Annotated in this window: 29 protein-coding genes and 2 pseudogenes; 7 read left to right on the top strand and 24 right to left on the bottom strand. The window is 59.3% G+C overall.

Annotated features, from left to right (window positions below; genetic code table 11):
• Positions 1-3: 3 nt before the first annotated feature.
• From RB548_RS21760 to RB548_RS21790, 7 genes are read right to left on the bottom strand one after another with little or no spacing between them, the layout of a single operon-like run.
• Positions 4-237, bottom strand: a complete 234-nt coding sequence (locus RB548_RS21760) for an EexN family lipoprotein (RefSeq protein WP_331375369.1) — start codon at positions 235-237, stop codon at positions 4-6.
• Positions 234-926 (bottom strand): P-type DNA transfer protein VirB5, encoded by a 693-nt coding sequence (gene virB5, locus RB548_RS21765; RefSeq protein ID WP_408642440.1) that lies wholly within the window; start codon positions 924-926, stop codon positions 234-236. The genes RB548_RS21760 and virB5 overlap by 4 nt, the downstream gene beginning before the upstream one ends.
• Before the next feature lie 5 nt (positions 927-931).
• Entirely contained in the window at positions 932-3,298 is a 2,367-nt protein-coding gene (locus tag RB548_RS21770; RefSeq protein ID WP_331375371.1) for a VirB4 family type IV secretion/conjugal transfer ATPase, read from the bottom strand.
• Positions 3,291-3,629: a type IV secretion system protein VirB3 gene (locus tag RB548_RS21775; RefSeq protein WP_331375372.1), complete on the bottom strand. Its 339-nt coding sequence runs from the start codon at positions 3,627-3,629 to the stop codon at positions 3,291-3,293. The genes RB548_RS21770 and RB548_RS21775 overlap by 8 nt, the downstream gene beginning before the upstream one ends.
• A 4-nt stretch (positions 3,630-3,633) precedes the next feature.
• Complete coding sequence (locus RB548_RS21780; RefSeq protein ID WP_331375373.1) at positions 3,634-3,933, bottom strand: TrbC/VirB2 family protein; 300 nt, start codon at positions 3,931-3,933, stop codon at positions 3,634-3,636.
• Positions 3,930-4,592 (bottom strand): lysozyme family protein, encoded by a 663-nt coding sequence (locus tag RB548_RS21785; protein ID WP_331375374.1) that lies wholly within the window; start codon positions 4,590-4,592, stop codon positions 3,930-3,932. The genes RB548_RS21780 and RB548_RS21785 overlap by 4 nt, the downstream gene beginning before the upstream one ends.
• A 2-nt stretch (positions 4,593-4,594) precedes the next feature.
• Entirely contained in the window at positions 4,595-5,134 is a 540-nt protein-coding gene (locus RB548_RS21790) for a hypothetical protein (RefSeq protein ID WP_331375375.1), read from the bottom strand.
• 98 nt (positions 5,135-5,232) lie between these two features.
• On the opposite strand from RB548_RS21790, the gene RB548_RS21795 reads away from it, so the two are divergent.
• Positions 5,233-5,586, top strand: coding sequence for a helix-turn-helix domain-containing protein (locus tag RB548_RS21795; protein ID WP_331375376.1), 354 nt, complete (start codon positions 5,233-5,235; stop codon positions 5,584-5,586).
• Between the two features lie 437 nt (positions 5,587-6,023).
• On the opposite strand, the gene RB548_RS21800 is transcribed toward RB548_RS21795, so the two are convergent.
• From RB548_RS21800 to RB548_RS21820, 5 genes are all read right to left on the bottom strand, one after another.
• Positions 6,024-6,272 (bottom strand): hypothetical protein, encoded by a 249-nt coding sequence (locus RB548_RS21800; protein WP_331375377.1) that lies wholly within the window; start codon positions 6,270-6,272, stop codon positions 6,024-6,026.
• 191 nt (positions 6,273-6,463) lie between these two features.
• Positions 6,464-7,759, bottom strand: a complete 1,296-nt coding sequence (repC, locus tag RB548_RS21805; protein WP_331375378.1) for a plasmid replication protein RepC — start codon at positions 7,757-7,759, stop codon at positions 6,464-6,466.
• A gap of 178 nt (positions 7,760-7,937) precedes the next feature.
• Complete coding sequence (gene repB / locus RB548_RS21810; protein ID WP_331375379.1) at positions 7,938-8,957, bottom strand: plasmid partitioning protein RepB; 1,020 nt, start codon at positions 8,955-8,957, stop codon at positions 7,938-7,940.
• The gene (gene repA / locus RB548_RS21815; protein WP_331375380.1) at positions 8,954-10,168 is read right to left on the bottom strand and encodes a plasmid partitioning protein RepA; all 1,215 of its coding nucleotides are present in this window, start codon (positions 10,166-10,168) and stop codon (positions 8,954-8,956) included. The genes repB and repA overlap by 4 nt, the downstream gene beginning before the upstream one ends.
• A gap of 1,210 nt (positions 10,169-11,378) precedes the next feature.
• A complete protein-coding gene (locus tag RB548_RS21820) occupies positions 11,379-12,554 on the bottom strand; it encodes a site-specific integrase (protein ID WP_331375381.1) in 1,176 nt (391 codons plus the stop codon).
• 67 nt (positions 12,555-12,621) lie between these two features.
• On the opposite strand from RB548_RS21820, the gene RB548_RS21825 reads away from it, so the two are divergent.
• A complete protein-coding gene (locus tag RB548_RS21825; protein ID WP_331375382.1) occupies positions 12,622-12,900 on the top strand; it encodes a type II toxin-antitoxin system Phd/YefM family antitoxin in 279 nt (92 codons plus the stop codon).
• Positions 12,901-12,921: 21 nt separating this feature from the next.
• Here the strand turns inward: RB548_RS21825 and RB548_RS21830 are convergent, their stop codons facing one another.
• Genes RB548_RS21830 through RB548_RS21845 form a run of 4 tightly spaced genes read right to left on the bottom strand, consistent with a single transcriptional unit; the run spans position 12,922 to position 14,203 of the window.
• Complete coding sequence (locus RB548_RS21830; protein WP_331375383.1) at positions 12,922-13,209, bottom strand: DUF7673 family protein; 288 nt, start codon at positions 13,207-13,209, stop codon at positions 12,922-12,924.
• Positions 13,210-13,222: 13 nt separating this feature from the next.
• Positions 13,223-13,552 (bottom strand): hypothetical protein, encoded by a 330-nt coding sequence (locus RB548_RS21835; RefSeq protein WP_331375384.1) that lies wholly within the window; start codon positions 13,550-13,552, stop codon positions 13,223-13,225.
• A complete protein-coding gene (locus RB548_RS21840; protein WP_331375385.1) occupies positions 13,542-13,961 on the bottom strand; it encodes a type II toxin-antitoxin system VapC family toxin in 420 nt (139 codons plus the stop codon). Before RB548_RS21840 ends, RB548_RS21835 begins: the two co-directional genes overlap by 11 nt.
• A 2-nt stretch (positions 13,962-13,963) precedes the next feature.
• Positions 13,964-14,203: a type II toxin-antitoxin system Phd/YefM family antitoxin gene (locus RB548_RS21845; RefSeq protein WP_331375386.1), complete on the bottom strand. Its 240-nt coding sequence runs from the start codon at positions 14,201-14,203 to the stop codon at positions 13,964-13,966.
• A 1,226-nt stretch (positions 14,204-15,429) separates the two neighbouring features.
• On the opposite strand from RB548_RS21845, the gene RB548_RS21850 reads away from it, so the two are divergent.
• From RB548_RS21850 to RB548_RS21860, 3 genes are all read left to right on the top strand, one after another.
• The gene (locus tag RB548_RS21850) at positions 15,430-16,179 is read left to right on the top strand and encodes a DUF1612 domain-containing protein (RefSeq protein ID WP_331375387.1); all 750 of its coding nucleotides are present in this window, start codon (positions 15,430-15,432) and stop codon (positions 16,177-16,179) included.
• Positions 16,180-16,251: 72 nt separating this feature from the next.
• Positions 16,252-17,001: a DUF4145 domain-containing protein gene (locus tag RB548_RS21855; RefSeq protein ID WP_331375388.1), complete on the top strand. Its 750-nt coding sequence runs from the start codon at positions 16,252-16,254 to the stop codon at positions 16,999-17,001.
• A gap of 4 nt (positions 17,002-17,005) precedes the next feature.
• Positions 17,006-17,878 (top strand): DUF4238 domain-containing protein, encoded by an 873-nt coding sequence (locus RB548_RS21860; RefSeq protein WP_331375389.1) that lies wholly within the window; start codon positions 17,006-17,008, stop codon positions 17,876-17,878.
• A gap of 69 nt (positions 17,879-17,947) precedes the next feature.
• On the opposite strand, the gene RB548_RS21865 is transcribed toward RB548_RS21860, so the two are convergent.
• The 6 genes and pseudogenes from RB548_RS21865 to RB548_RS21890 all read right to left on the bottom strand — a co-directional run.
• Positions 17,948-19,660, bottom strand: a complete 1,713-nt coding sequence (locus RB548_RS21865; protein WP_331375390.1) for a hypothetical protein — start codon at positions 19,658-19,660, stop codon at positions 17,948-17,950.
• Between the two features lie 14 nt (positions 19,661-19,674).
• Positions 19,675-19,935, bottom strand: coding sequence for a hypothetical protein (locus tag RB548_RS21870; protein ID WP_331375391.1), 261 nt, complete (start codon positions 19,933-19,935; stop codon positions 19,675-19,677).
• A 7-nt stretch (positions 19,936-19,942) separates the two neighbouring features.
• Positions 19,943-20,434 (bottom strand): Mov34/MPN/PAD-1 family protein, encoded by a 492-nt coding sequence (locus tag RB548_RS21875; protein WP_331375392.1) that lies wholly within the window; start codon positions 20,432-20,434, stop codon positions 19,943-19,945.
• The gene (locus tag RB548_RS21880) at positions 20,422-22,194 is read right to left on the bottom strand and encodes a ThiF family adenylyltransferase (RefSeq protein WP_331375393.1); all 1,773 of its coding nucleotides are present in this window, start codon (positions 22,192-22,194) and stop codon (positions 20,422-20,424) included. The genes RB548_RS21875 and RB548_RS21880 overlap by 13 nt, the downstream gene beginning before the upstream one ends.
• Before the next feature lie 409 nt (positions 22,195-22,603).
• The gene (locus tag RB548_RS21885) at positions 22,604-22,756 is read right to left on the bottom strand and encodes a hypothetical protein (protein WP_331375442.1); all 153 of its coding nucleotides are present in this window, start codon (positions 22,754-22,756) and stop codon (positions 22,604-22,606) included.
• Positions 22,757-22,770: 14 nt separating this feature from the next.
• Positions 22,771-22,998, bottom strand: a pseudogene (locus RB548_RS21890) (IS110 family transposase); the annotation flags it as partial.
• A gap of 205 nt (positions 22,999-23,203) precedes the next feature.
• Between RB548_RS21890 and RB548_RS21895 the strand changes: the two are divergent.
• Together RB548_RS21895 and RB548_RS21900 are read left to right on the top strand one after the other, a co-directional pair.
• Positions 23,204-23,875 carry a nucleotidyltransferase family protein gene (locus RB548_RS21895; RefSeq protein ID WP_331375394.1) on the top strand — a complete coding sequence of 224 codons (672 nt, stop codon included), beginning with the start codon at positions 23,204-23,206 and terminating at the stop codon, positions 23,873-23,875.
• Positions 23,872-24,180: pseudogene (locus RB548_RS21900) on the top strand (DUF6602 domain-containing protein); the annotation flags it as partial. The gene RB548_RS21895 and the pseudogene RB548_RS21900, both read left to right, overlap by 4 nt.
• A gap of 127 nt (positions 24,181-24,307) precedes the next feature.
• Here RB548_RS21900 and istB read toward each other — a convergent pair.
• Both istB and istA read right to left on the bottom strand, forming a co-directional pair.
• Entirely contained in the window at positions 24,308-25,045 is a 738-nt protein-coding gene (gene istB, locus RB548_RS21905; RefSeq protein WP_331375395.1) for an IS21-like element helper ATPase IstB, read from the bottom strand.
• A gap of 12 nt (positions 25,046-25,057) precedes the next feature.
• Positions 25,058-26,587, bottom strand: a complete 1,530-nt coding sequence (istA, locus tag RB548_RS21910) for an IS21 family transposase (RefSeq protein ID WP_331375439.1) — start codon at positions 26,585-26,587, stop codon at positions 25,058-25,060.
• Position 26,588: the final 1 nt, after the last annotated feature.

The following is a 26,588-nucleotide window of genomic DNA, read 5'->3' on the forward strand; positions in this document are numbered from 1 at the left end:
GCGTCAGCCTCCAAGCGACTTGCGTATGCGCTCCAGGCGCAGCTTGCCGTCAGCCGCCTCCGCGTTCTTGCAGTTGGGCATCTGGCTGAGTTCGCCGGGATTGTTGCGGCATTCCCCGAGGATCTTTGCCAGCAAGGTTTCGTCAGCGATCAACGCGTCGACGGTATAGGTCTTTTCCGACGGATCGGAGCAGGACGAGAGCGCCAGCAATAGAATGGCAGAGAAAAATCGCATCATTTGAGGGCCGCTCCCATCGCGTCCATGCGCTGTCGCCAATCCTCGGCCTTGCGCTGCTCGTTAACCTGGACCTGCGCCTGCTGGATCATCTGCAGCCCGTGCATCCGCAAAACATCCGTCTGCAGGAATGCAGATTCCGCCTGCAGCCGCGCCTGGAGATCGGCAATATCCTTTGCGTCGGCGGCGCTGGAAATCTTCTGACGCAGCTGATCGATACCGTCGATGCGCTTGGTCGCCGTGTCGTAGATCTGCTGGCCGAGACTCAACTGTCCGGCGTTCTGGTTCTGGATGCGCGACAATTCCTGCGCGTAGAAGTCGTCCGCGTCGGTGCGGTAAGTGGAATTGTCCTCAAGCAACTGCGTGGCCGAGTTGCCGAGGACGCCGGTCCCCTGCCCCTTGAAAAGGCTCTCGACCGCGTCGAAGTCCTGCGGCAATGCCTTGCGGATCGAAGGATCGTTGAGCAGGCTTGCGACATCCGCCATGTCGGTGATCTTGTTCAAGGATCCATAGAGCGCTTCGGCCTGCTGAAGCTGCTGGTTGAGCGTATCAAGCTGGGATTTCAGCTGGGCAATGCTTTCGATCTGCTTGGCGATCGCCGTCTGATCGATAACCGGGATGCCTTGCGCTGGCGCCTGGCCGGCCGAAAGGATCATAGCCAATATCGCGAGGATCGTGGGGACTTTAGGCATTTGCATCAGCCTGCTCTCCTTCTTTCCTGAAATACCTGAAGCCAGTCTTCGCGCCGGTCGCCGAGCTCCGCCCGGATCGCGTCGGCGAGCTCCACATTGGCGGTCCGGCCGGAAAGGACGGCGAGCTCGTCGTCGAAGCCGTAGAGGTTCAATTCCGCGACGACGCTATTGTGGCCTTGCTTGACGATGAAGCGTCGGCTTTCGACGGAGAGGTCACGCGCGACCAGCTCGAATTCCCGCTCGGTTAGCTTGAAGCCGCCGATGTAGTCGGCGTGATCTCCGCGGGGATTGGGCAGAAAGATCTGAGTGGGGCACTGTTCGATGATCGTGTGTGCGATCGGCGAGGCGATCGCGTCGCGCGGGCTCTGGGTTGCAAACAGCATGAGGCCGTTCTGTTTGCGGATCGTCTTCAGCTTGTTCTGCGCCAGATCCCGGAAACCCTCATCCTTCAGCGCCTTCCAGAATTCGTCGATGACGATGATGATGCGGCGCCCGTCAATTAGCTGCTCGATGCGGTAGAAGAGATAGGCCATCAGCGGATTGCGGATTTCCTCGTTGTCGAGAAAATCGGTCATGTCGTAGCCGATGAACTTGGCGCCGATGCCGATATCGTCGACCTCGTTGTCGAACACCCATCCGAGCGGCCCTCCCCTCTCCCAGCGCCTGAGCCGCGAAGCGATGCCTTCGGGATCGGTGTTATTAAGAAAGGCGCGTAGCGCCCCGATCGAGCGGCGTTCGACCGGAAGGTCGGCGAGACCATCGACCGCCGCGGCGATGTCGCGGAGTTCCGTGACCGTCAGTTCCCGGCTCGCCGATCCGACGAGCTTGCCCACCCATTGGCTGAGGAACACCTTGTTTGCAGCGGTAAGGTCGAGCGCCTTCAACGGCGCGCAGCCGGTCGGAACACCGTTCTTAAGCGGCAGGTAGTTGCCGCCGGCGGCGCGGACGAAGAGGTCGGCGCCGCGGTCCTTGTCGAAAAACACCATGTGCGGATCGTGCTTCTCGAGCTGCGAGAGCATGAAGTTGAGGAGCACCGTTTTACCGGCGCCCGATGGGCCGCAGACGAAGGTGTTGCCGAGATCCCCATGATGGAAATTGAAATAGAATGGCGAGCCGGAAGCCGTCTTCAGCATGGCGACGGCCGGCCCCCACTCGTTGCCGTCTTTCTGCCCGGTCGGATAGGAGTGGTAGGGGGAGAAGGCGGCAAAGTTCTTCGAAGTGATGGCGCCCGACCGGGCACGATGGCGGGTGTTGCCCGGCAACTGAGCCCACCAGGCGGCTTCCAGCCCGAGATCCTCGCGCGCGACCACCGCACCGCCATTGGTGAGATAGGCGCGCGCCTTTGCCAGATTGTCGGTCAGTTCGACGACCGAAGGCGCGAAGACGGAAAGTGTCAGATGGTGTTCTCCGAGAACGAAACGGTTTGATTCCAGGTCGTCCATCGCATCGCTGAGTTCACCGATCTGCGAGGCCGCCTTGTCACCGGCGCTGACCATCTGATTTTGTTTGCGGCCCATGATGGTGCGCGCTTCGGACTTCGAAGCAAAGGCGAAGGATTGCGTGAGTATGAGCTCGAAGGGCGCCGTCAGAATGCCGTCGAGCATTCCGGAGCGAGTGGCGGCCGGATATTCCTTGAAGCCAAACATCCCGGCATAGCGGCTCCGAGCCTCGTGACGGATTTCGACGGTTTCGCGGCCGAAGATCACGCGATCCGAATAGATCGCCGAGGATATCTGACCTTCCGTCAACGGGACCGGCTCGCGCCGGCCGCCGACAAGCTGGTGCAGGACTTCGCTCGGCTCGGAAAATAAAATTCCGTCCCGTTCGTAAAGGGAAAGAATGCGCGGCTCAAAGCGCTTGAGGCCGGCGGTCATGTCAGTGACCTTGTCGCGAAGGTGCTTGAGCGCGTTCTCATCGACCTCCACGGCCAATCGGCGCGACTTCTGCAGTCGCCTGAGAAGGCTTGCAGCCTTCTCGGCCGGATCACGATCCGGATGCCAGATCAGGCTGACGTAGAGGTCGTTGCGAAACAGGTCCTCCTCAACCATCCGTGAGCGGTATTTGGCATTCAGGCCAGCCGAAAACGGATTGGCGAATTCCCCTTGCGGGTAGGCGTTGTCGCGACGGCGGATGACATGCGTCCAGAGTGTCAGCCGCTCATCGGCAATATTGCGGTAGAGCGTGTTGAGATCGCGGTGCAGTCCGTTGAGATCGAGGATATCTGCGGTCTCGAAGGAGACGCCCTCGAGCGCAAGCATCACCATCATCGCTCTCGAGCCAAGCGCGATGGTCATCTCGTCCACGTGGCGGATATAGGGAATGAAGGTCTCCGGCCCGAGCTCACGGGAGCGAAGCGTTGCAAGGCTAGGCAAGGCTCAGATCCCTTTCGTCGTAGCGTTTGAGAAGTTTGAGCGGAGAAAGGCTGGAGCCGCCCCAATAGGAGGCATTGCGCGAGCGGCCGCGGGTTTCCAGCCACCCCACGAGGATCCGGAACATGTTGTGATCGTGTTTGACGAGCGCGCGAAACAGGAAATGAAAGACGACGCCGGTGAGCGCGTAGGCGACCGACCCGGCGGTGATGTAGAGGATGGTCGTCGCCATGATGTTGAAGCCCATCGCCTCCATGGTCACGCCGGCGATCATCGCCGGCCGGGTACAAGCGAGAAACAGCGTGTCCTCTTCGAGGCGTGGGGCGCTCGCCATCAGATCATCCTCCGACGATCGTATTGACAAGTTCGGTGGCGCCGAAAATGCCGCCGATACCGATGATCCAGAAGCCGGCGCGCCTCAAGTCCATGTATCCGAACATCCAGGCGATGCAGATAATGATCACGGCGATGACGGCGAGCAGCTTGGCGATATTGCCGGTCAGCATGTCGACGATGTTCTGCAACACGGTCTCAATACCGGCGGACTGCGCAAAGGCTGGCTCAACCAGGAGGGCAACGATGACGGCGGCCATCAGAGCCGAGGCGGCGAAGGGGCGGATAGAGTGTCTGGCGGTCATTCGGGTTGCTCCGATCGGTCATTCTGAAAAACGAGAACCGAGGATCGTCGTCGGGTGTTGAACACATCCCAGGGCATCGCTTCGGCGGTTCTGGAGGACTGGATGGAAAGCTGGCGCGCCGCCTGATCCTCGGGCTGCTCGCCGGTGTGGACCTGATCCTGCACGTCTTCAATCGTGAGCGAGGCAAGCTGCTGCGACAGGCGCTCTGCTTCCCGGCGCACTTGCGCGTCATAGTCGACCATGGCGCCGACGGAAGGGTCGTTGCGGCCGTAATAGGACTGAAGCATCACGGTCTCGGCCCGGGCAGCGTCCGCGCCCGCGCCAGCGGCGAGCCGGTAATAGCCGTCGAGAAGGGTCGCCGTGGCCTTGAGGTTCAGGCACGGATCGAAGGCATCGGAAACTGAGAGATTAAGCTTCTGAAGCTCTTCGATGCCGATAGCGCCAAGCCCAAGCTGGATGTCCTGATGCTCAGCCATCAGAGAGGTGGCGATTTCGACCGCCGCGGCCTTTGACGCCGGTTGGGCGGCAAGCGGCGGACCGCTGTTAATACGAATGTTGAACGCCCGAAACCGGCTCTCGAGGCTAACGATGGCGGCGAGGGTCTCCACCTCAATGCGTGGCGCACAAGCCTCGGCAAGATCGACGAATGCCACACCCATCGTCAGTACCAGACCCTGTGCGTGCCGGAGCCGTCGATGGTGACGTCGACATAATGCGGCTGTGACCGCGTATTCGGTCGCGTGATCCGATACGCCATGCATCGCATGCTGCCGTTCACCTTCTTCCAACGGGGAGACACGAGCGAACCGGAACTATTGTTGCGTCTATCCCGGTCGAAACTGCACAACGCCTCGCTGACCTCCTGCAGGGACTGGGACACGCAGGTTGCCTGCTGACCGCGCGGGCCGTAATCCCCGACCAGCTTGTAGCCTGCGTCGCAGAAGTACGGCTCGTAGCCGGGCCGCGAGCTCTTGAAGCCGACGCCACTGCAGGTCGGGAACGAATGTCCCTTGGCAAGCTCCCGCCAGAGTCTCTCGACTGGCGGCCGGCATTGTGCGAATTCAGTTGGACCGCCGGGATTGGAGAGACACAGGATAACCTCGCATCCCCAATCATCGGCGCGCGCATGACTACCGGAAATGAGATAGAGTGGTACTGTGCAGCAGACGGCGAGCAACGGATTGAGCAGAAGGTTTTTCATGGGATAGCCTCTCCGAAACGACGGAACGCAATCGCAGACGGGACGAATCAGCCCGTTCTCGCATCTCTCGTACTTGCGTATATAACACAGTTTAAAATATGACAAGAGCGCTCAAGACGCACTGGCACAACATTGCATTCAACGGCCTGATCCTGCAGGAGATCGTCGATCATCCGCTCGACGACGAGACCCCACAGGCGCGGTTAAAGGAGATCGGCATGATGACGGTTCTCTATGCGATGAGTCAGGCCCATCAACCGCTAACCCTCACGAATATATCGGAACTTTTGAAGCTCACGCGAAGTGGGGCGAAGGAGACAGTCGATCTTCTGGTAAAGCGAGGAATGCTGACCCAGACCATGGTCAAGAACTCGATGGGCCGTGGGACCGCGCGGCAGTTCGAGATTTCGAAGGAGCTTTTGGACAAGCTGAGTTCCTTTCAAAGCGTATGAGGCGACAAATTTTAGTGACGAATTTTTCGCTTTGACCTTGGCGTGCCTTAGGATGATTCGACCCGGTGCCAGACAAAGCCTCGCCTTCCTCTGCGGCCGCCATCCCGTTTAGACGCGAACGGTGTACTTGCGCCGACACGCGGGTATACCGCTGGAGTCCGCCCCTACTGGAACGAAGCAAGCAAGCAGGCGCCCCCTGTTTGCTCCCTCGAGGGAGCATGACGGTTCTGAACGCCAGCAGCGTCGAGACGGTCGCTCGCGTGAAGTCCGTCAGCACTTTGGAATGGCGCGGATAATGCAGGGCGGTAAGGCAAACAGAGAGGCCGGCGGAAAGCCGCGGCCCATGAAGAAGGTCAACAACCTCCAGAGGGGAACTGCCTGTGCGGCGGTAGTGGCAGGGAAATGACCGCCATCCTTTACCGGCGAACGAAGCAGTTTCAGTCGAAGGGCTTGTCGCCATCGCGGAGCTTTTGCCTCGCGCGAGCTTCCCGGACCGCCCGGACGTCACGCAAGCCCATCCCTGGTTCGCGAAGCAAGTCGATGTCGGTCATATTGTCGAAGTCGCTAAGCCGGGTGAAGCAGGCGTTGCGCAACACCCGTATGACCTTTGCCGGCAGATCCGTGTTTTCCAGTAGGTCGGGATGATCTTCCGGCAGAAATTCTGGCGACATGTGTGGGATCGGCAAAGTTCTCTCCTTCGATGGTTGGCAGTCCTCGGATTAGATATCGCGGAACCTGGGATGGCTACTGTAGAATCCTACAGTGCTCGCACCGCTACAGTGGGCTGGAATATCGATGTCCGGGACAGTCGATGTCGCTTGACGCTGACGAGCGTTGATTCAAGCTGGCATCGGCAGCAGCGAACAAGCATCGCCCATCAGCCGACATCTTGCCGCGCTCCGCCGTTCGCGCGCAATAGCGCCATCAACATGGGCCCGATTGCGAACTCGCCTTTCTTGGTTCTTAGGGTCAAATCCCGCAGATAACCCCCGGCTGAATTGATATGCCCTCCCCTCTCCAGGATGCAGGCCATCACAGTAGCAGCGTTTTCCGGACCCATGGCTGAGCAGGCTTCCTCAAATGCAGAGGGACTGACACGAAGCATCGTTCGCACGACGATAGCTGCCGAAACCAGGTCCCGCCAGTTGCCAATCGTTCCGCCCGGAGCGTAGTCGGTGATTTGCGGGCATGCTCGGAGCACAAAGCCGAGGGGGAAGGATTTGAGGAGGTGCCCAGAGACGGAATCCGTCTGACGAAGCACTTTGCTGGCTCGCTTTCCAAAAGAGATTACTTGGCCCTCGGTTGCCGCACCGGTGCTCGGGGCATTGTCGGCAACGGCGGGTGCGTCCTCCTTTGCCTCGAAGCTTGGTTCAAATTCATAGATGGAGTAAGTATCTGAATCCTGTTTGTGGCGCTCACGTTGAGACTCATTGGCGCTCATTTTTTGAGTTTTAACCTTTGTTTCCAAGATGTTGAGGACCTTGGCTCGTAAAAGCATCATCTCTTCGACTACCGGTTCGAGGTTTTCGAGGTTTTTGACGCGGGGAATCTTGGTGAGGAGCATCCGGAACGACGACGAAATGCCCTCCCAATCTCCTGGAAGTCCCTCTTCGACGGCTGCCGCAATTAGTTTGGAGATATCGCGTCGGCAGACGCTCAGCCGCTCCTTGGCAGCGCTCAGCAGCTCACGATCGGCCACGGCCTGAGCAGCTAGGCGCTCAATTTCAGTCGCACGCGCCAACAGCGGCGCGACACTGAAGCCGAACGCCTCTCCAATATCCCCTCGCCTGTCACGTCGCGCGTAACGCTTTCCATTAGGGCTATCCTTGCGAGCGATGAGACCCGCGTCGACCAGCACGGCGAGGTGCCGTCTCAGCGTCGCTGCGGTCATTCCGCGGGCACGAAGGGAAAGCTGTGCGTTCGAGGGGAAGACGATCAGGCCGCTTGCTTCGGAAAGGTCGTCCTCCGGGTAGAACGTCAAAAGTGCGTCCAGGACGGTGAGCGCTCGATCAGTTACCCCAAGCGCCGGCCGTGCTTCGCAAATAGCCCGGAACAGCTTCCATTTGTTGCGCTTCATTCCCGGGTCGATGGTCTCGGTAAGTTTCTGCCTTGCCAGCATGCCAAGTGACATCGGCCGCCGCCCAAACGGCGTCGTCGCATATCCCATTTCCATTGCCTCTACCTTCTTCAAGGCAAAAGAAATCTGCTCACCGAAGCGGTGCCAAGACTCTTGACAGTGATTCCCGGAAGTGCGATTCTCTAGCTGCTAAACATCGAAAAGGGCTTCCGTGACGGCGACGTTCGGGGGCTTTTTTCTTTTGCGGTACTCTCCTGATTATAACGACGTGAACTCAGTTCTTGGAGCGAGACTCTTCGAACAGTGACTGGAGCCGATCGAGGACAAAGGCTGCGAACTCCGGCGCCTCCTTTCGATCGATGATAATTTCGACCTTCGCATCATTATGTGTAACTTTGGCGAGGCGCGCGCCTGCACGTGTGGACCAAACGTCCGCCTTCGCTTTCTTCGGTCGCGGCTTCAGATGAGCGAGAAGCTCCTTGAACTTTACTTCCGAGGCTAAGCCCTGAGTGTCTTGTGCACCAAGAAAGCTGACAGCACGCTCCAGTGACTTCGAGTTCGAAAGCAGATCGGCAAGCTCGATCCAGCTCCGCCGGCCAACACCTGGAGCAGGTCCAATCGAGTCGATTATGTCATCGGGTATCCGAGACACCACGGACAACATGTTCGAAAGGTCACTCTTGTAAACCGACATGGCAGCCATGATCACATCGCGTGAAAAGCGCTGCTGCAGACGTTCAGCAAAACGAGCTTTCTCGATGTAGGTTAGATCCTGGCGCTCACTATTCTCCTGTCCCTGGGCGACAACCAACTGCTCATCGGTCAGCTCTCGAACGATCGCCTTTACTTGAATCCCCAGATCGCTAATGGCGCGAAGGCGTCGATGTCCAAAGGCAATTTGATACCGGCCGGGACTTTCGGGGTGCGGTCGGACCAGGATAGGAACTTGCTGACCCTGATCGCGGATCGAGGCGACCAGACGATCGTGCGCCTCTGTAGCCCCAAGCATGCGGTCGGGTATGAACGACGGATCTATGTTCGCCGTGTCCAGTGAAACGACTGTTTGGCCTTCTGAGAGGCGTTTCTCGATTTCCTCGGCACGACGACTGCGTTCACTGACCTCGCTTAAAGACTGACCTATAGCGCCGACCGGGGAATGTGAGGCGTCCTGAATAAGTTCGGGCGAGCCAAGAATTGGGCGAATACGGCTTTTGGGCGCCCGGACCTCCCCGACGCTGTCAGCAACAGGTGCGGCCGGTTGACTAAGATTAGCGAAGACATCCTTCCTGCTCATGCTGCCCTACCCCACGCTTTCTTGATCAACCCCTCGATTTCGGCGTTGACATTGTTCATGGATTCGAGTGCCCGATCGTAGGTCGAGCGCGTGAATTGGCTCCGCTCGACTTCGAAGAGTGTTTGATTAGTCAGGCCTGCGTCCGAGACGGCGGTACTTTTCAGCATTGGATGGATCAATACGTGATCCCCAAATATCGATCGAAGGAAAGCGACCATCTGGTTCTGGGGGCCGTCGCTTGGTTCGAACCTGGTTACCAGATAGCGCATCCATTTGTAGTCAGTACGCGCTCCAGCTGCGGATATCTCCTCCAGCAGATCTCCTGTCATCGCAAGGAACTGGTTCATTGACATCACATCGAGCATTTGCGGATGAACAGTGACCAACACCGAGGTGGCGGCGGTGAGTGCAGATAACGTCAGGTAGCCAAGTTGCGGTGGGCAATCGATAACCACGACATCATATAGGTTTTGAGCTTGCGCAATTGCTTGCCCGATTCTGGCAAAAAAGAGCGTGTCGCCCGGCTGACGCTTCATCAGAGCGCGAGGCGTGTCATGCTCAAATTCCATGAGTTCTAGATTACCGGGAATTAAGTGCAGATCAGGAATGTACGTAGCTCTCACTACCTCTGCAATTGGCCTTTGTTCGCCATCGTAGCGTATAGCCCCGTAGAGCGTCTCGTTAGGGCCGACGTCGATTTCAGGCTGATGACCGAATAGTGCTGAAAGGCTTGCCTGTGGATCAAGGTCAATTGCGAGAACACGGTAGCCTCTCAGCGCCAGAAACTGCGCCAGATGGGCAGACGTGGTTGTTTTTCCCGATCCTCCTTTGAAGTTCATGACCGCGATCACCTGTAACTCTTCGTCGACCCGACGGTGAGGAAGATACCGACGCCCCCCCCGCGTACCCTGGTCCAACTGTTTCCTCAGCTCGTGAATGTCCTCCACCGAGTAACTCCGGCGTCCGCCGCTTTGGCTTGCTGCCAAATTTGGCATTTCAGCCGCTACTTGGCGCAGGTAGCCCTCCCCTATTCCGATGAGCTTAGAAGTCTCGGCTGGGGTGAAATTTCGAATGCCTTTTTCCGCATGCGGCGGGAACACACTCGCGTTGTGGGCCTGAAGCTGTTGAGACAGCGCCGACGAATGCCGCTGAATCAGCCCTTTGAGATCTGAGACGCTTGTGGCTATGATCTTCTCAGCGATCGGAGTCATGCTCTTTCAATCCAAATTTCGCAACTGCGGTTTTTTGCGATGAATTCGGTTCACACCGCAGTTGAAATATAAGCTCCGATTCTCTCCCCGGGGGCAAGAGCTTTTTCGTTAATCAAAGGTTAACGGCCCGGCCGGTCAAAGCGCAGTTAGCCGCGGCTAACTCCGAGCCACATCTGGGGCGCTTATTTTCGGCGGGCGACTTGGTCGAAATTTCATCGCTCCTGCCTTCCCTCGGCGTTGCTGCGCGGTAGGCCAGCTTTATTGAGCACGGCGCGAACAATGCGAAAGCGGGCGCGACGAGTTGGGTGACCCACTTGGGTATTTTGCTCCATGCGTTCCGCAAAAGTCCAGGGACCCAAGTTGAGAACCCTCGGGCATTCAGGGGGGCATGAATTTCAGGAATGGGCACCTGATTACGCATCAGAAGACGGCGTGACACACGCCTAACCGCGCCGCCCCTCCCCCAGCTTTGGCTGACGGCTTATTCGAGGGGAGCAGGACTGAACCTGGTTCTCTTGCTGATGGAACTAGTGACGTAAGCCGCTGCAACGACGGGCGCGCGCGGGCTACCAAGGGAGAGCGACGGTACCAAACATGAAGCGGGCAGTTTCCCTGTCCCCGGGCAGGGCGCTGGCAGCCGCCTCAGTGAACCGGCTGAAATAGCTGGGTAGCGAAGCGGCTGTATTGCCGACTGCTTCTCGAAGCAGTGCTCTTTCCTCTACGCTGTAAAAGGCTGGAATTTGAGTCGGCCACGAGTCTTCTACAAACGGTGGCTTGTTCGGAGGCCACAGACATAATGAAATGAAGGCTGCCCGGTAATCTGCCTCCTCAGGCTGCTTACGATCATTGCGCGTCGCGATTTCAGCAGCGATCGTTTGAGCCGAGGCGAGCAACCCGATGTAACGCGTGATATCCTCTGGCTTAGCCTCATTCCAATTGATCTGGAGGCGTTGCTCGATCCCGTAATCTCGCGCGATTTCCTGAACTCTGGTGGATAAGGATGCGGGCGTCGCCGAGACGCATCAGATCTCGCTCATGAGCGCCTCGAAATTCGCGAGACAGAGGGCATAGCGCCGGTTCCCGCTATGGCCTTCCGGCGCCACGGCGCGAATCGGGGTGCCGGTTCCTTCAGTCGGAAATTTCGATGGTCCTGCAAGGAATGCCAACCAGGCGAACCGGTAGGCACCAGTCAAGGCTCCCTATCGCCGGCTCAGATGATTAGCCGTGCCGCCCTGCCTGACTTTCGCTCGGCATTGTTATAGTAGCGCGCCGCCTGCGCCACGGACTTGTGCAGCGACTGCTGCATCGCCTCCGGCAACGGAATGTCACGGTTTGCCGCTTCGGTGAGATAACCGGATCTTAAGCCATGCGCCGAAAACAGCGCCGGATCGAGGCCAGCCTGCGTGGCCCGACTTTTGAGGATCAGGTTGACCGACTGCGGCGTGAGTGCCCGCCGGTCGATGTTGCCCCACTGATCGATGCGCCGGAACACCGCCCCCTCTGTGATCTCGGCTTCCGTTAGCCATCGCTTCAAGGCGGACACCGGCCGACCGATCAGCAGCACATGTTCGTCGTCCTCGCTCGTCGTCGTCTTCGTGCGGCCGAGGCGAATCGACAGGCAGGGGAGGGGAGGGGAGTTTTCGTCGTTCGGATCGGCGCGCACCGGCTCTTCGTCGGTGAGATCCTCGACGCGCAAGGCCGCCACTTCCGAGCGGCGACGGCCGCCGGAGGCGAAGGCGGTCAGAAGCAGCGCCCGATCGCGCCGATCGACCAGCCGCTCGCCGGCGCACGCAGCCAGCAATTTGGCGAGTACGTCGACGGTCACGGCCTTTTTGCTCTTCCTCTGCCGCGGTCGCGTGCTGGCGCGGACGGCAAGCCGCAGGGCGGATTTGAGCGAGGGTGCGCCGAAGGCGCCGGTCAAGCCGCGCCAGCGGGTGAGGATCGACCAGGAGGTCAGCCGACGGCGCACCGTGCCTGGCGCATGTGGGCCGGAGGCTCGGAGCAGGCGCTCGGCGCGTAATCCCGCCTCGACCTCGGCCGGCATGCCGTGGGCCGGGTCCTCGGCGCGCTTGACCGGACCCCAGAGGTGGTGGGCGACGAATTTCAGCAGTAGACTTTCCGGCGCCGGCCAGGGGAGGGGGGAACCGGTCGCCAACCGACACCACGCCTCGAGATAGCCAAGGTCGGAGGCGAGCGCCCGAAGCGTGTTCTCGCCCATGCCCTCCTGCGCCAGGTGCTTCAATGTTGCAACGTCGTCGTCGGTCAGCAGCGCGGCGAACTGGTCGCGTCGGTCGAAGGGCAGGATGGCGTCGAGTGCGTCGAGTTCCTCGGCGCGGCGGAGCACTGCCTGGCTGTCTGGCTCCGGTGCTCTATTATCGTCGATCACGAGTTCCCTCCGACGCTCTTGCGCAAACTTCGGAATTCCTGTTCGTTCGGAAAATAGGAGTGCTGTAATGACGTTGATCGTGACCACCGCGGCGGTTTCCAAGAATTTCGGGGTCTATCAGGATACCGCCGTGCGCGAGCCGGTGATCGTCACCAGGAACGGCCGCCCGCACACCGTTCTGCTTGCCTATGAGGACTATCTGCGGCTGTCGCGGCGCGACCGTTGCGTCGAGGCGACGGCGGACCTGAGCGACACTGATCTCGCCGCGGTCGGGAAGTCCGAAATGGAGCCGGGTCTCGATCATCTCAATGCCGAACGGCTGACGGAGGAAAATGCTGCCGGCTGAAAGCCGGATCGACAACGGCGCTCATTCGGCCGAGGCGCTCGGTCGCCAGCGCGCGATGATCTGCTCGATCTCGCCGCGATAGTCCGTCGGGTATTCCGCGATTTCGCAGCGGGCGAGATAGGCAAACACCGTCGTCATATCGCCCGCAATCTCGCGGTCGACCGTAAACAGATCGGCGAGATCGAAGCCGCCGTTCGCCTCGGCATTCCACCAGGCGAGCAGGAAACCGGCGACGCGGCCGCTCTGGCCGCTCTCGCCATGCGCGACGTTCAGGAGTTTCTCAAAGGCAAAGCGCGTCTCGTCGTCCATTCGGCAGATCCTTTCACGGCATTGGCGGCGTGATTCGTCGACACCATGGCCGGTGCGTGTTGAGCGCGTCGTGCTCGTGGACGCGGAGGAAGACGGCTTGAATGCTGCACGCCGTTATCATCATGCGGCTCCTTCGCCGGCGGTCATCGCGGCAACCATGCTCGTCATAAAGCGCGTCATGAGCGGAGGTGAATCCGGCCGGGACCGTACGACGCCCCTCGGCAGCGAGATCCCGCACCCTTTCCATCTTCTGCTCGCCATCGCGATCACGGAGGTGGGAGGCGCGCTCGGCGCTTTCGTCGTCCGGCCGTGCAGAATTGATCGTGTTCGGATCAGGGCTCATGCTCGAGCGGTCCCACGATGTTGATGCCTTCGCTGCGGGCGGCGGCGGCCATCTTTCGGTCGGTGGTCGCAAGCGGCATCCCACTCGATTTTGCCAGCGCGACGTAGCTTGCGTCGTAGCCCGACAGGCCATGTTTGAGGGCAAGATCGACGACGGAGACGTCATTGCCGATGCCTCCGTCCTGCAAAGGCAAACCGCGCAGGCTCAAGGTCATGGCGAGCGCCGTTCCGGGGTTCAGCCGACCGCGTCGCTCCGCCATGATGAACAGGTTGCGGACCTCGAACCAGAACAGCGAAGGCACCAGGCCCGGGGCTACTCCCAGCGCCGCGATAAGCGGCTCGGCGGCTTCACTTTGCTCGTCGGGCAGGAACCAGCTGGCAGCGATCGAGGCGTCGAGGACGAAGGACATTGTCAGGCACGGCCTTCGTCGCGCCAGGCGCGGATCTCGTCCTGGGTAACGGGTTTCGCCAGCGCCCGCATCGCCCTGATCTCGGCAATTGCCGTCTCGATGTTGCTCTCTTTGCGAATGCGCGAAAGCACGGCGATCGGATCGTTGCCGCGGGCGATGATGACCTCCTCGCCGGCTTCGACACGGGCGAGCAGTTCGGAAAGATGGGCCTTGGCCTCGGCGACCTTGACGGTAACGCTCATCGAACACTCCGTTGAAATTCGCTTCTCGCCGCTCAAGCGTGGTGACGCTGCGAATTCGAGCATTTGCGTGACGATAACGCCGGATCAGCGGATGGTCAAGCACTGGACCACCTCACTATCGATACTTGAATACTATCGATAGTGAGAAGGGCGCGGAAAATAGCGTCCGGGTGGCGGAAAGTATCCGTCAATTAGTTTCGGTTTGTAGAATTGAACACGTTAATTCAAATGGTTAATAGTCATCTAAGACGCGGTCGGCGCGGCAGGCGCGCGATCTCGTCGCGCAAAAGCTGGTTGTCGAGCTTAGCCGCGGCGCCGCATTGTCTTCCCGAAGGGCGGCGTTCTCAGAGCGCAGGATCGTGGCCTCTACTGAAAAGCTGCCCGACCTCATCGGCCAGGACCCGTCACGAGCTCGCGCAACGCCTTTAGCGAAAGCGTGTCGGCATATTCGGGCGCGGCAAGTCGCTTCTTGGCCATGAAGGAATCATGAATTGCCGCCAGCGCCGAAGCCCTCTGGCACCACTCAACGCGTCCCGCACTTATGCACGCTCCCCTTAGCCGATCCGGTCTGCCACCCAATTTGCCTCCGGTTGCCATTTCCAAATGTCGGAGTTGGGGAGAGCAAAGTCATGCAGCCCAGTTGGTGGCCGAGCGCGTTGAATATTCTGCAACCCTTGGCGGGTATCGTGAGGCTTCGACTGAATTGGAGTTTGGAATGAGCCTTAGCAGGATCGTCGGCATCGTAACCACCATACTGGGAGGCGTCGGCATATACGCGCTTCTTTCGCAATCTACGGAAGCACTCTCGTTTCGCATGCAGCGTTTCTTGCGTATAAAGGACTTGACACGAATCCGATCGAAACCGAAATCCGAACCCGTATTGAGACAGTATGCGCCCCAGTAGCCGCAGAAAAACTGCACATTGCCGCGGCTAACGAAGCCATCTCGCAAAGCGTCGCAGTTCTGGCCAAGGCGAAATCTCTCACCGTGGATGTCGTATCTGAGATTCTTACACAGGCAGCGCAGCTTGACGAAGAGGCGCCACATGAAGCTCAGTGCGTAGCTGCTTTGACCATTCTTCGCAATAAGTACCCCGACGTGTGGCGTGCGGTTGATCAGTTCGGAACGAAAGACGATCGCCCGCTTGCTGATATAGGACGCGTCATCGATGCCGCTTCCAAGTAGATGGTAGTGATGAGGTGCAGGGCTAACCGGGGTGGTGGAGCATGCCCTGCTGGTACCCGTGCCTCACTGTGGGATCCGACGTCCACCTCAAGGACCTGGCGCTGCACGACGCCGACCATGATATCCGAACGCGCACTCACGAACTGACGGTCCCCGCGACGTTCTACGCAGCCGCTCGGCTGGGCGCTCGGCCCCGACGGTCCCCGGTAGGCGTGGCATGCAGCATCTCCCGTCGGAGGAGGGGAGGGGGAGCATGCCTGCAAGCAAACCGCCAGTCCGTTCGACGCCGAATTGGCGTCATCGATGCGCTGCTCGCCCGATCGGAGGTCGTCATCGCAGAGGCGAGGCGGACCGGCCCCGCCAAGAGCGCTCGGGCCGAAGAAGATCTGCTGGTCTACGATCTCGATTGGGATGAGGATGTCAGGCTCGATGAATGGCGCGTCGTGCTGACCGAGACCGAAGGTCTGCCGCCGGTGCTGCGCGCCGCCCTGCTGCTCGACGCCTGGAATGATCTGCAGGTCCTGCAGCATGCGCCCTGGCTCGGCCGGCTGCTCGCCGCCGAGGCGCTGCGGCAAGCGGGTCTCGCATCTCGCCGCCATCAATCTCGGCTTGAAATCCATCCCCGTCGAGCGCCGTCGGCATCGCGCGCTCGACACCCCGCCTGCTGGCGATCGTCAATGGCATCATCGCGGCCGCGGAGCTCGGCCTCAAGGAGCACGACCGGCCGGATGCACCAAGGCAAGGTGAAATATCATGAATCTGTGCGTCTGAATGGCGTTGGCAGTGCATGAAGGGTGGGCAGCCGCTGGTTAGGAAACAGGATTCGCGGTAATCGTCATCTCAAGTTCTGAGGGGGATACGGCATGAACCGCGAGCAGTGGGCGATAGGTTTTGACAAGCTTCCGAGATGGCTTTGCCCGCACTGCCAGAACGGTCTCCTGCATCCGATGAAGGACTATCCTCATGTCGAGGAGACCGAATATTCCAAGGAAGAGCAGAAGCTTCAGGAATCAGAGCCGGACTGGACGATGGAGCGGTTCGTCGCCCTGCTCAAGTGCGATGTCGCGCATTGTGGAGAGGTCGTGGCTGTCGGTGGCAACCGAGTGGCAGAGTTCTTTGAAGACTGGAACGCTCACAGGCAATGGTGGGAAAGCGTGCTTGTGCCGATGCTTGTTCGTCCGGCCCCGCACATCATTCCGGTTTCCAAAAACCTATCGGACGCCTGCGCCATGCAGCTGCGCAAAGCCTTCGAGCTTTACTGGCTGGACAAGGCCGCCTGCGCCAACCGGCTCCGTATTTTCGTCGAGCGCCTGATGGATCACTTTCAGGTGCCGACTCAAAAGCTCGATAAGAAGGGTAAGCCGTACGACCTGAACCTTTCGCAGCGGATCACCGAATTTGACAAGATGAAGCCGGGCCACAAAGACGCGCTCGACGCCCTACGTCATGTCGGGAATTACGGGAGCCATGAAGGGCAGGGCGACGTGGACGCTTTGCTCGACTGCTTTGAGCTGCTGGAAGACGCGCTTGCCGAGCTGATTGACGAGAAAAAAGCCATGCTGGCGGCAAAGGCGCAAAAGCTCATCCAGAACAAGGGGAAGAATACGTGGTAGGCCCGTGAAGCACCATTACATCCCGCAGTTCTATCTCCGGCCGTGGTTGGGGCCTGACCACAGGCTTGAAGAGTTTGGGAGGGTGCCGCCGTCCAACCAAATCCGCTCGCGGCGGCGCGGTACCAACTCGACGGGCTACGAGGAAGACCTGTACATCATCCCCGACACCACTGCGGAGACCCAGCACAACGTCGAAAAGATTTTCATGGGTGTGGTCGATGCCTCGGCCGCGAAAGCCCGCGACCAGCTGCTGACCGGCGTCATGCCGACCGGTGAGCTGCGTGTAGCCTGGGCACGTTTCCTGCTCTCCCTGATGATGCGGACGCCGGACCAGATTGCCGAGTTTAAGCGCCGCATCTCGGATTACTGGTTCAATCCTGACACGGAATTGCTCGCCCGCTATGAAGAGGCGAAGCAGAAGGGATGGCCTGCGACCCTTGAGGAATACCTGAAAGGCAGCGACAAGAAAGTTCCGGAGCGTATAGCCGTGATGCTCGCCACGGATATGATGCAGCGGGAAAACCTGCTTCGCCTGCTCATGGGTGCGATTTGGCGGGTGTTGGATACCCGAAATAAGATTCGGCCGTTCATGACCTCTGACCGGCCGCTGGTAATGACCAACGGGCTGATGCGGGATGATGGGCATTTCGGACTTCCTATCGGGCCCCACCATCTTTTCGTGGGCTTCATGAAGCAGAGTTTTGCCGATGACTTCTGCTCCAAACCGGCTGGCCGCCTCGTCCGCCTGACGAACGAAGCGGCGATCGGGCAGGCTCGGAAGAACGTCTACGCTCTCGATGCGACCTACATTGCCGATGTCCGAAAATTCATGTCAAAGCGGGACATTATGCAGCTCCTGCCAACAGAGGCGAAATGAGTTGACGAGGGGTATCCGGCCAAGAATTTGAGGGTGAATTCCCCACAATCCTTCTCGGCGCTTCGTCGCTCATGCTTGCTCCCCTGCCTGCTCCTGATTGGTTGCAGTTCCTGCCGCTTTTGCGTCCTTGGCGTCAAGCCGCTGGATAAGGCCCAGCCGCATCGCCCGGCGCTTGTTAATCGGGCTTTCCTCTGCGATCTGCCGCAGTGCCAGACCAGCCTTGTCCATGATGGTATGTATGCGCGGGTCCAACCCGCCTGTGTTCAGATACTGGCGCAAGCCGGAAATAATGTCGGAAAGCTTCGACCCTTCGTAGGACTTCAGGATGCGGACGAATTCGCTCACCGGCAGCTTGGCGGCAACGTCGTACAGCTCCTCCTCGTAGCCTCGCGTACCGAGTGCGATAAGCACCTCGTCTGGGTTGAGCTTAGGTGCCTGTTCCGCCTCGGCCACTGCAATTTTTTCTTTCACCGGACCCGTCAGCACATCGCCGAACCGCTCAAGCCGTTCGAAATCAAAAGCGCCCGGCTTCGTCTTGTTGGCCGCAATGTACCGGTCCACCAGCTGTTCTGAGCGGTCATCCCCCAACTCCCGGAACAGCCGTTCGAAAATCGCCATATCGCCAAGCGTCATGAATTCGATATTGCGCATGTAGCATTCGAAGAATTTATCGAGGATGCCCTGTGCCGGCTTCGTGAAAGAATAGTGCATCTCATCCCAGATTGCTCGCACTTCCTGTTCGGCCTTGTTCTTCTCCTCGGCCCGGTCCAGCTCGGCTGCGTGCTTCTCAATTGCGGCCTTATCGAAATAGCCGTTCTCGATACCCTTCAGCAGCACCAGGTCAAATTCACTGGTGTGCGTGTAGCGGTACTTCAGCAGCAGGTCGCGCCACTTCATATCGAAGTCAACGTCGTCCTGCTTCGGGGAATACGTGTGAACCCGCTTCAGGTAATCGAGCGGCGGAGCCGTCTTAGGCTGGAAGTGACTCCATCCCAGCAACGTAATGACGGCCGCCGCATTGACGGTGACGATTTCCGCGTACTCATCGATGAACGGCACCAAATCCTTCACCAGCGCATGAATCTTTCGGATGATCCGCACATTCGTGATGCCGAGGGCAATAGCGTCCTGGCGGACCAGCACCGAAACCTTATCCGTCTCTTGTATCGCAATACCGGCGATTTCCTCGCAAGTCGGCTCAAAGCGCAGATAGACGTCCACCACCTTCTCCAGGTAGGACGTGAACTCCGGCTGGTCCTCAAGCTCTTCATCATTGAGCAGCAGTACCACCTTGGATGACCGGTCATCCCGGAGCTGGGAGATATAGCCCAGCACATCCACGCTCCGCAGGTCTTCGCCCTTGCGTTCAAGGTCATCGATGAGAATGAGCTGTTCACGGGCGAACAGCGCCGCCACCTCGATAGCGGCCGTCATCGCATCCTCGTGGACGAAGCTGGCTTTGTTCAAGGCCCACTTGCTCCACGACTTCAGGTTATCGACCACGCTGGTGACGTTCTCGATGTCGAACGGTTTGCCGATCTGGTCGATGTCGATGGCTGACTGGAAGATTTCCCGCTTCAGCTCCTTGATGGAATTCAGGCCGAAAAGCGACGCTTTGGCGTATTTCTTCGCCTTGATCTTCTTATCGGCCGCCGTCTTCTTCAGCACCTCGTCCCATGTATAGGTCTTGCCGGTGCCCCATGCGCCCCGGATGCACAGCACCTGCGGTTTGTCATAGGCAAGGAAGCGTTCGATAGCAGCGCGGACGTTCGTAACGGACATGGGTGGGCTCCGGGTTAATCCTGCTTCTTCCTGTCACGGGCAGCTTTCGCCTCTTCGACCTTTTGCCACCATGGCAACACTTCGCTCAGCTTGAACGGGAGGGCTTTGCGTTTCTTGGGCTCGTCCGCGATCCTCGACCGAATCGATCGCGCGCCCCAACCGGCATGTTTCTCCTCGGTCGCTGCCCGGAACGTCTGCAACAGCTCGTCTTCAGTCGATACCATCAGCAGTTGCTCCAAATCCTGAATAGGGCAGAAGATCGGAAGGCGCTTCAAGTGAGCGTCAGTCATATACTTCAATGGCAGCTTCATCCTCGGAAAGCAGATCGAAAAAGAGAAGCTGACGTCCCAGACGGGCTACCCATGAGTGCAACACCCAGCTTCTTGGATCGCCGCACATGAGCATCATGATTGGAGTAGGATTTCGCGCTGCTGGGGTTTTGATGATCCTTTTCAGGCACGCTCGATCTTTCCAGCTAAGGCTGCCAGAGACTGCGCCTGGATGCGTGTGCCAGTCGCCGAGATATGTGTCCAGCCTGCCTGACTGTTCATAGTGGCTCGCGATTTCTGCGTGTTGCCAGTCCAGGTCCGGAAGAAAGCTATGCCGCTCACGGACTGCGCTCGGGCCGCCTGGGATCATCGCCGTGACGACGGCGACATTTGGCTCGGCCCAATATCCCATGAAGGTGCCGCCAGTTTCTTTTTCGTACCACCGATCCGCATCGAGACACATCTCGTCCCGCACCGCCCTAGGGAGCCAGACTACGTATTGCATCTGCATTCAGGCGCAGGCTGTAGGTCATCGACCCTCCAAAGAGGTGGTACTCGTCTAGTGCCATCGTGCAGAGAAAGAGTGTGGATTACGGACCCGTTGAACTCGTCCGGCTGCGAAAGGACGTCCACTGCAAGCCGCACCGACTCTAGGGACAATTCCTGAAGATCGAACGAAGCGCCGGTGAATGTCAGTTCCGCACATCCCGGTGGCTGCCTTAAGCCAGAGCTTTCCCCAGATCCGGGCGCTTTTTCAATAACTCCCTTCTGGTAGGCGAACTCGCGGCATGTCGGGCAGCCGGATTTCGGGTGGTAATAGGCGACGACGCCTCCTCTTAGGGACAAGGTACCGAACACTGAAATGAGCGGCTTCTCGGCTCTCTTACAACAGTCGGCGAGCAACCGTGATATTCCGGGGGATGCTGTCGCATCGATTATAAGGTCTGACCTGGCTATGATTGGAGGGAGCACGGAATGATCGCCGTTGCCTTCATCCGCGGTGGGCATGCCGAGAAAGTGACGGTGGGATTCGACCGATACCCAGGGGTATTGAGCCTCCACATGCTGTTTGATCGCTGTCGTTTTCAGGGTGCCCCAAGCCGTACTGCCCAATGGCCAGCGAATTGAGTTGCCAGGCTCGACGATGTCGTGGTCGACGACGACGAGCTGGTTACACCCGCTTCGGGCCAGCTCGATCGCGACGGGAGCGCCTATCGCTCCCAGTCCGAAGACTGCCACCGTCCTGTCCCTCAATATCTTGGTAGAAGGGACGCGGAAGCCCACGTCCATTTCACCAGCACGGTAAGTGGGGATGATCGCAATAGACGGTTTGGTGATCTTTGCCTGGCCCGGCTTTGGATCGCGGAATGATTTCGATGGACCATAAAGCAGAGGAAAGAGGAATGCGTCGCCCTTAATGCCCGAGCTAAGGTCGGTCGCTTGGACAGTGACCGAAATGGAAATAGCAGGCGACGTCTTGTCGACGGGGCGCCGAGCGAAAGCGATGTGATCCTGCACCTTCTTGTCACGCCACCTTCCGGGCGGCGGAGGAGCGAAGCGGCCGGTGCGTCGCCAAGGAAATGCTGCGGTGTGACTCTTGGCTTGCAAGTCCGGGGGAAGGGGAAAGTCTCTGGTCGCAAGTACCGTCCCGTTTAGGGCTTTGATTTCATCCACCGCGCCACGGAACTTGATTTTCTCTCCCACCTTCTCGATCGAGTAGGTAAGCCGCAAGACTCCTGTTTCGGCGTCCTCAAGGCGCCAAGCAGAATCGACCAGCACATAGCTGCCTTCGACGAATGCCTCGAAGTTAGGCGCTAGAGCATTCCACCAGACCTCGATCGGCTCGGCCTGCGGGTCTTCGAGGCCTGTTCCGTTCAAGGCATTTTCAAGCTGTTTCTCGAGTAGGGTGGCCAAGGTCCATTCCGCAGACCAGAGGCCTGTATCTCGTCCAAGCAGACAGAGGGTTCCATCGGCAGGTGAGCAATGCTTTTCCGGAAAGCTGGATGGATCTCCTCGCAGCGCCACCTGCGGGCGAACGAATGGAAAGCTGTCTGGAAACGATGCCTGTAATGGACATAGGCGGCCGTCAGATAGAGGCCAATCGAATTCGAGCCGCAGGATCCCGTCTCGCAGTTGCTTGTCATCGATACGAAGGGTATCCCCGACGAAAGCGGCGATATCACGCAACTCGAAGTCGAACCTACCCTTCCAAGCATGCTCCCAATGCGGAACCATGCCCGGTTGCAGATGGCGAAGTTCGATCATTTCAGCCTACTGGCCGGTCCGGCGGCTGCGGAGGATCCTTCGGGCCGGGTGGAACGCCATCCGGGCGTCCCGGCACGCCGGGTGGGGGGCCAGGAGGTGTGTGTCCCGGGATTCCTGAACTGGGTGGCTTTGACATTCAAGTCTCCATCTCTTTCTAGAAGTTGATCGAACCACGATTCGCCCTCGCCTACAATTGCAGCACTTGGGCGTCAGCAATCATTTGTTGAAAACCCCCGCGGTTCTCGTTCGTTTAGGGGCAACCGTACTCGGCGCACCGTGGGAGGCGGTCCTACGGGATGGTGATAGCAAGCTCAACCGTCATGGCTTCGACGCCGTCGCGTCACTAATATCCGGCTCGTCGGCTTGTTGGTACCTCTCCGGTGACGACCGCCGGCTGCCGGCTGCCGCATTATTCCGATGCCAGGCTAAAATCTGCTTTTCGATCTCGTCGGTTTTCGCTAGCCACGATGCGCATTTGTTTGATCAATCCATGCAGCGCCTTGCGCGTCAATGTGGGCAGGCTGTCTTGCATCGCACGAAAAGCCTCGATCGCCGCTTTCACTCCGGCGGTCCCTTGCGCGGCGATGATGCCGAATTCAGTGAGGTATCCGCGTAGGGATTGATCAGCATAGTGCGCTGGCGGACCAACAGGTCGCGGGACTTATGCAGCATCAGGACGCCTTGCCGTTCCATGCTTTTGACCGCGACGAAACGCATGGTCGGCCGTGCCACGGCCTCGCAGATCGCCTCCGCGTCGGCCGCATCGATCAAATGCAAAACGACAACCGGTTTCTGAGAAGCCGGGAGCCGCGCAACGCGGTGCTGCCGAGCCGTAGTTGCAGCCTGGCCGTGACAAGCACTTGCGGGCTAGCGTGTAAAATGGGACCCTACACCCACACATTGGTATGGGAATCGATTCACCCGTATGAGCGACGCTTACTTGCAAGGGATATTGGCCCGCGAGGCCGTTGACACTGGCACCTATTCCCCTGTCAGAGGTGTCCTGACAATGTTGACGCCCATGATTGCCGCTTGGGCGGGCGACAAGCTGCTTGCGGTGAACCCCAGCGGATCGTTCGCAAAAGGCACCGCCAACCACAGCGGCACGGATATCGACCTGTTTATCTCGCTCTCCGAGGAGACGACTGAAACGCTGCAGCAAATATACGAAAAGCTGTTCGACAGGCTCACGGCGCTGCGTTACGCGCCAAAGCGCCAGAATGTCTCCATCAACATCAAGGTCAACGGCTACGACGTGGACCTGGTCCCGGCCAAGCGGCAAAATGCCTATACGGGCGATCACAGCCTGTATCGCCGCCGCGCCGGCGCGTGGACGAAGACGAACGTCCAGACCCACATTGCCCACGTCCGGACAGCCGGGCGTCCGCAGGAAACACGGCTCGTGAAGCTGTGGCGCAATCAGAATAATCTCGATTTCCCATCCTTCTACTTGGAACTGGCGGTAATCGGAGCGCTGCGCAATACCAATTACGCCACGTTGAGCGATCGGGTGGCAGCCTGCTTCAGGTATCTCCGCGATAGCTTTTCGAACGCTCGCTTTGTCGATCCCGCCAATACGAACAACGTGATTTCGGATGATCTGACCACTGCGGAGAAACAGAGGATCAGCGCAGCCGCCACGCTGGCGCTCAACAGCACATGGGCTCGGGTGGTCAGATGAGCGAATGGTCGTTGCCGGTCTTGCTGGCCGGGCTGCATGACAAGGTGGAGCAGAGCCTGGACCAGGCGCGCAGGTCGTTCGCCCACCCGGGCACGAAAGGCGACGCCAGCGAAGCCGTCTGGGTCGAACTTCTGAATACCTACCTTCCGAAGCGATACGAAGTTGCGACCGCCCATGTCGTGGACAATCACGGTTCGTTCAGCGAACAGATCGACGTCGTCGTCTATGATCGGCAGTACACGCCGCTGATTTTCGAGATGCATGGCATCAAGATCATTCCGGCCGAAAGCGTTTACGCCGTATTCGTGCCGATTCCGATGAAGCCGCCCCTTTGTTCCGAGATGATTGCGTCCCCGGTTTCCGGGATGATCTCGCCCCCTGTTTAGTGGGGTCTGCAGGCGATGATTGTTGTCAGTTCATTCAGGCGAGGTGTCAAGCTTTGCGCGGTAGATTTCGGCGCAGACTATCGCCGCTCAATTCGATGCGGTGGGCATTGTGGACCACCCTGTCGAGTATGGCATCGGCATAGGTTGGGTCGCCGATGACGCCGTGCCAGGCGGATACGGGAAGTTGGCTGGTAATGATCGTCGATCGACGGCCATAGCGATCTTCGAGGATTTCCAGCAGATCGTGACGGGCCTGTTCATTTAGCGCTTCGAGCCCCCAATCATCCAGTATCAGGAGCTGAACATGGCCCAAGGTCCGTTGCAGCCGGGCATACCGGCCGTCACCACGTGCGAGCGCAAGCTGGGCAAACAGCCTTGGGACACGCTGATAGAGAACTGAGCGATCGTCTCGGCAAGCCTTGTGGCCGAGAGCGCAAGCCAACCAACTCTTTCCGACACCCGAGGGGCCGCAAATGGCCAGATTGTCGTGGGCGTTGATCCAGTCGCCACCGAGCAGTTTCATGAAGAGAGCACGGTCGAGGCCGCGTTCGGCGCGATAATCGACATCTTCCGGGGTGGCCTGGTGGCGAAGCTTGGCAAACCTGAGGCGTGCCGCAAGCTTCCGATCGTAACGGGAGCTCCATTCCCGTTCGAGCAGCAGTCCGAGCCATTCGGCGTGCGAGAGATGTTCGGCTTCGCCGTTGGCAACGAGTTCGCCAAAGGCCTTTGCCATGCCGGCCAGGCCCATGGCGTTCAATTTATCGAGTGTTGGATGAGCAAGCATCTTTCCTTCTCCTTAGTGGTAATAGCGGGGACCGCGGATGTTGGCGTGATGGATCGGCTCATGCGACGCCGCTCCATTTGAGGCAGCCGTCCGGTCTAGGTGATTGTCGAGGATGGAGCGCACCGAGCCATAGGTCCTTGCCCCGATCTCCAACGCCCGGCTGCAAGCGGCATTGACCCTGTCGCGGCCGAAGCTCTTGTTGAGGCGGATGATGCCGAGGCAAGCTCGAAAGCCCTGCTCGGGATGCGGCCTGTCGGCAAGAATGCGCTCGCACAACAGCGCAACATCCGGCCCCATCGCAGAGGCTTCGCGTTGAATGCGTTCGATCGTCCAGTCGGCAAAGCGGCGATGCGCCGACGGCATATGATCGGGGATCGTGGTGTGCTTGCCGTTGCCGCTGGAGCGGCGATGGGCAGCAATTCGCTCGCCCTTGTGGAAGATCTCGATCGTATTGGCGGTAATCCGAGCCTCGACCTGCTCGCGGGCAAAGCGATAGGGAACGGAATAATAGTGCCGCTCGATCTCGACGTGATAATCCAGCCCGGCACGCCGGATACGCCATTCGGCAAAGACATAACGTTCGACAGGAAGCGGTCGCAAAGCCGGACGATCAAGCTCTTCGAACAATTGGCGGCGCGTGACGCCGACACGGCGCAGAACCCGTTTGTCGTTGAGATCATGAAGCAATTCGCCGATCGCCGCATTGACCTCGGCCAAGCTGTAGAAGATGCGATGGCGCAGGCGGCCCAACAGCCAGCGTTCGACGATACGAACCGCAGCTTCCACTTTCGCCTTGTCACGCGGGCGTCGCGGCCGCGTCGGCAAGACGGCGCTGCCATAATGGGCCGCCATTCCGCAATATGTCCGGTTGACCTGGGGATCGAAGTGGCAGGCCTTGATGATCGCCACCTTGGCATTGTCGGGAACCAGCAAGGCTGGCGCACCGCCAAAGAACTCCAGCGCCAGGATATGGCATTCAATCCAGTCGGGAAGCGTCTCGCTCCAGCGTGCCTGCGCATATGAAAGGCTCGATGCTCCCAGAACCGCCACGAACAGGTGCGCCTGCCGTGTCTTGCCGGACAGCCGATCAATAACCACCGTGACCGTGTCGCCGGCATAGTCGACAAACAGCTTGTCGCCGGCCGCGTGATCCTGCCGCATCGTCACAGGCAGCTTCATCGCCCAGCCGCGGTAAAGGTCACAGTAGCGACTGTAGCGATAGCCGTCCGGATAACGGCTGATGTATTCGTCCCAAAGGATCTGCAGCGTCATGTGCTTGCGCTTCAGCTCGCGATGGACCTGCGCCCAGTCCGGCTCGGGGTTCCGACGATGCCCCGTCTTCGTCCCGGCCGCCTTGTAAAGCGCCGCTTCCAGGACCGCATCGCTGACGTCGTCACCCAACGGCCACGATAGCCCCGCAATGGCCGCACGCCGCAGCGTCTCGCGCACCGTCGATGGCGCAGCGCCAACCCGGACCGCGATCGACTTGTGGCCGAGTCCTTGTTCGAAGCGATATCTCAATATCTCGCGGACACGCCGCATC

The organism is Sinorhizobium chiapasense, assembly GCF_036488675.1.
In the GTDB taxonomy this organism is placed as follows: domain Bacteria; phylum Pseudomonadota; class Alphaproteobacteria; order Rhizobiales; family Rhizobiaceae; genus Sinorhizobium; species Sinorhizobium chiapasense.

Coding starts and splice junctions, on each gene's coding strand:
- RB548_RS21840 (WP_331375385.1), bottom strand. CDS start 13,961: ATGTCCTTCGTCCTCGACGCCTCGATCGCTGCCAGCTGGTTCCTGCCC.
- istB (WP_331375395.1), bottom strand. CDS start 25,045: ATGCTTGCTCATCCAACACTCGATAAATTGAACGCCATGGGCCTGGCC.
- RB548_RS21780 (WP_331375373.1), bottom strand. CDS start 3,933: ATGACCGCCAGACACTCTATCCGCCCCTTCGCCGCCTCGGCTCTGATG.
- RB548_RS21825 (WP_331375382.1), top strand. CDS start 12,622: ATGACGTTGATCGTGACCACCGCGGCGGTTTCCAAGAATTTCGGGGTC.
- RB548_RS21880 (WP_331375393.1), bottom strand. CDS start 22,194: ATGATCGAACTTCGCCATCTGCAACCGGGCATGGTTCCGCATTGGGAG.
- repC (WP_331375378.1), bottom strand. CDS start 7,759: ATGGAAATGGGATATGCGACGACGCCGTTTGGGCGGCGGCCGATGTCA.
- istA (WP_331375439.1), bottom strand. CDS start 26,587: ATGCGGCGTGTCCGCGAGATATTGAGATATCGCTTCGAACAAGGACTC.
- repB (WP_331375379.1), bottom strand. CDS start 8,957: ATGAGCAGGAAGGATGTCTTCGCTAATCTTAGTCAACCGGCCGCACCT.
- repA (WP_331375380.1), bottom strand. CDS start 10,168: ATGACTCCGATCGCTGAGAAGATCATAGCCACAAGCGTCTCAGATCTC.
- RB548_RS21855 (WP_331375388.1), top strand. CDS start 16,252: ATGAACCGCGAGCAGTGGGCGATAGGTTTTGACAAGCTTCCGAGATGG.
- RB548_RS21835 (WP_331375384.1), bottom strand. CDS start 13,552: ATGAGCCCTGATCCGAACACGATCAATTCTGCACGGCCGGACGACGAA.
- RB548_RS21790 (WP_331375375.1), bottom strand. CDS start 5,134: ATGAAAAACCTTCTGCTCAATCCGTTGCTCGCCGTCTGCTGCACAGTA.
- RB548_RS21785 (WP_331375374.1), bottom strand. CDS start 4,592: ATGGGTGTGGCATTCGTCGATCTTGCCGAGGCTTGTGCGCCACGCATT.
- RB548_RS21795 (WP_331375376.1), top strand. CDS start 5,233: ATGACAAGAGCGCTCAAGACGCACTGGCACAACATTGCATTCAACGGC.
- RB548_RS21760 (WP_331375369.1), bottom strand. CDS start 237: ATGATGCGATTTTTCTCTGCCATTCTATTGCTGGCGCTCTCGTCCTGC.
- RB548_RS21895 (WP_331375394.1), top strand. CDS start 23,204: ATGTTGACGCCCATGATTGCCGCTTGGGCGGGCGACAAGCTGCTTGCG.
- RB548_RS21775 (WP_331375372.1), bottom strand. CDS start 3,629: ATGGCGAGCGCCCCACGCCTCGAAGAGGACACGCTGTTTCTCGCTTGT.
- RB548_RS21845 (WP_331375386.1), bottom strand. CDS start 14,203: ATGAGCGTTACCGTCAAGGTCGCCGAGGCCAAGGCCCATCTTTCCGAA.
- RB548_RS21865 (WP_331375390.1), bottom strand. CDS start 19,660: ATGTCCGTTACGAACGTCCGCGCTGCTATCGAACGCTTCCTTGCCTAT.
- RB548_RS21875 (WP_331375392.1), bottom strand. CDS start 20,434: ATGCAATACGTAGTCTGGCTCCCTAGGGCGGTGCGGGACGAGATGTGT.
- RB548_RS21830 (WP_331375383.1), bottom strand. CDS start 13,209: ATGGACGACGAGACGCGCTTTGCCTTTGAGAAACTCCTGAACGTCGCG.
- RB548_RS21850 (WP_331375387.1), top strand. CDS start 15,430: ATGCCCTGCTGGTACCCGTGCCTCACTGTGGGATCCGACGTCCACCTC.
- virB5 (WP_408642440.1), bottom strand. CDS start 926: ATGCCTAAAGTCCCCACGATCCTCGCGATATTGGCTATGATCCTTTCG.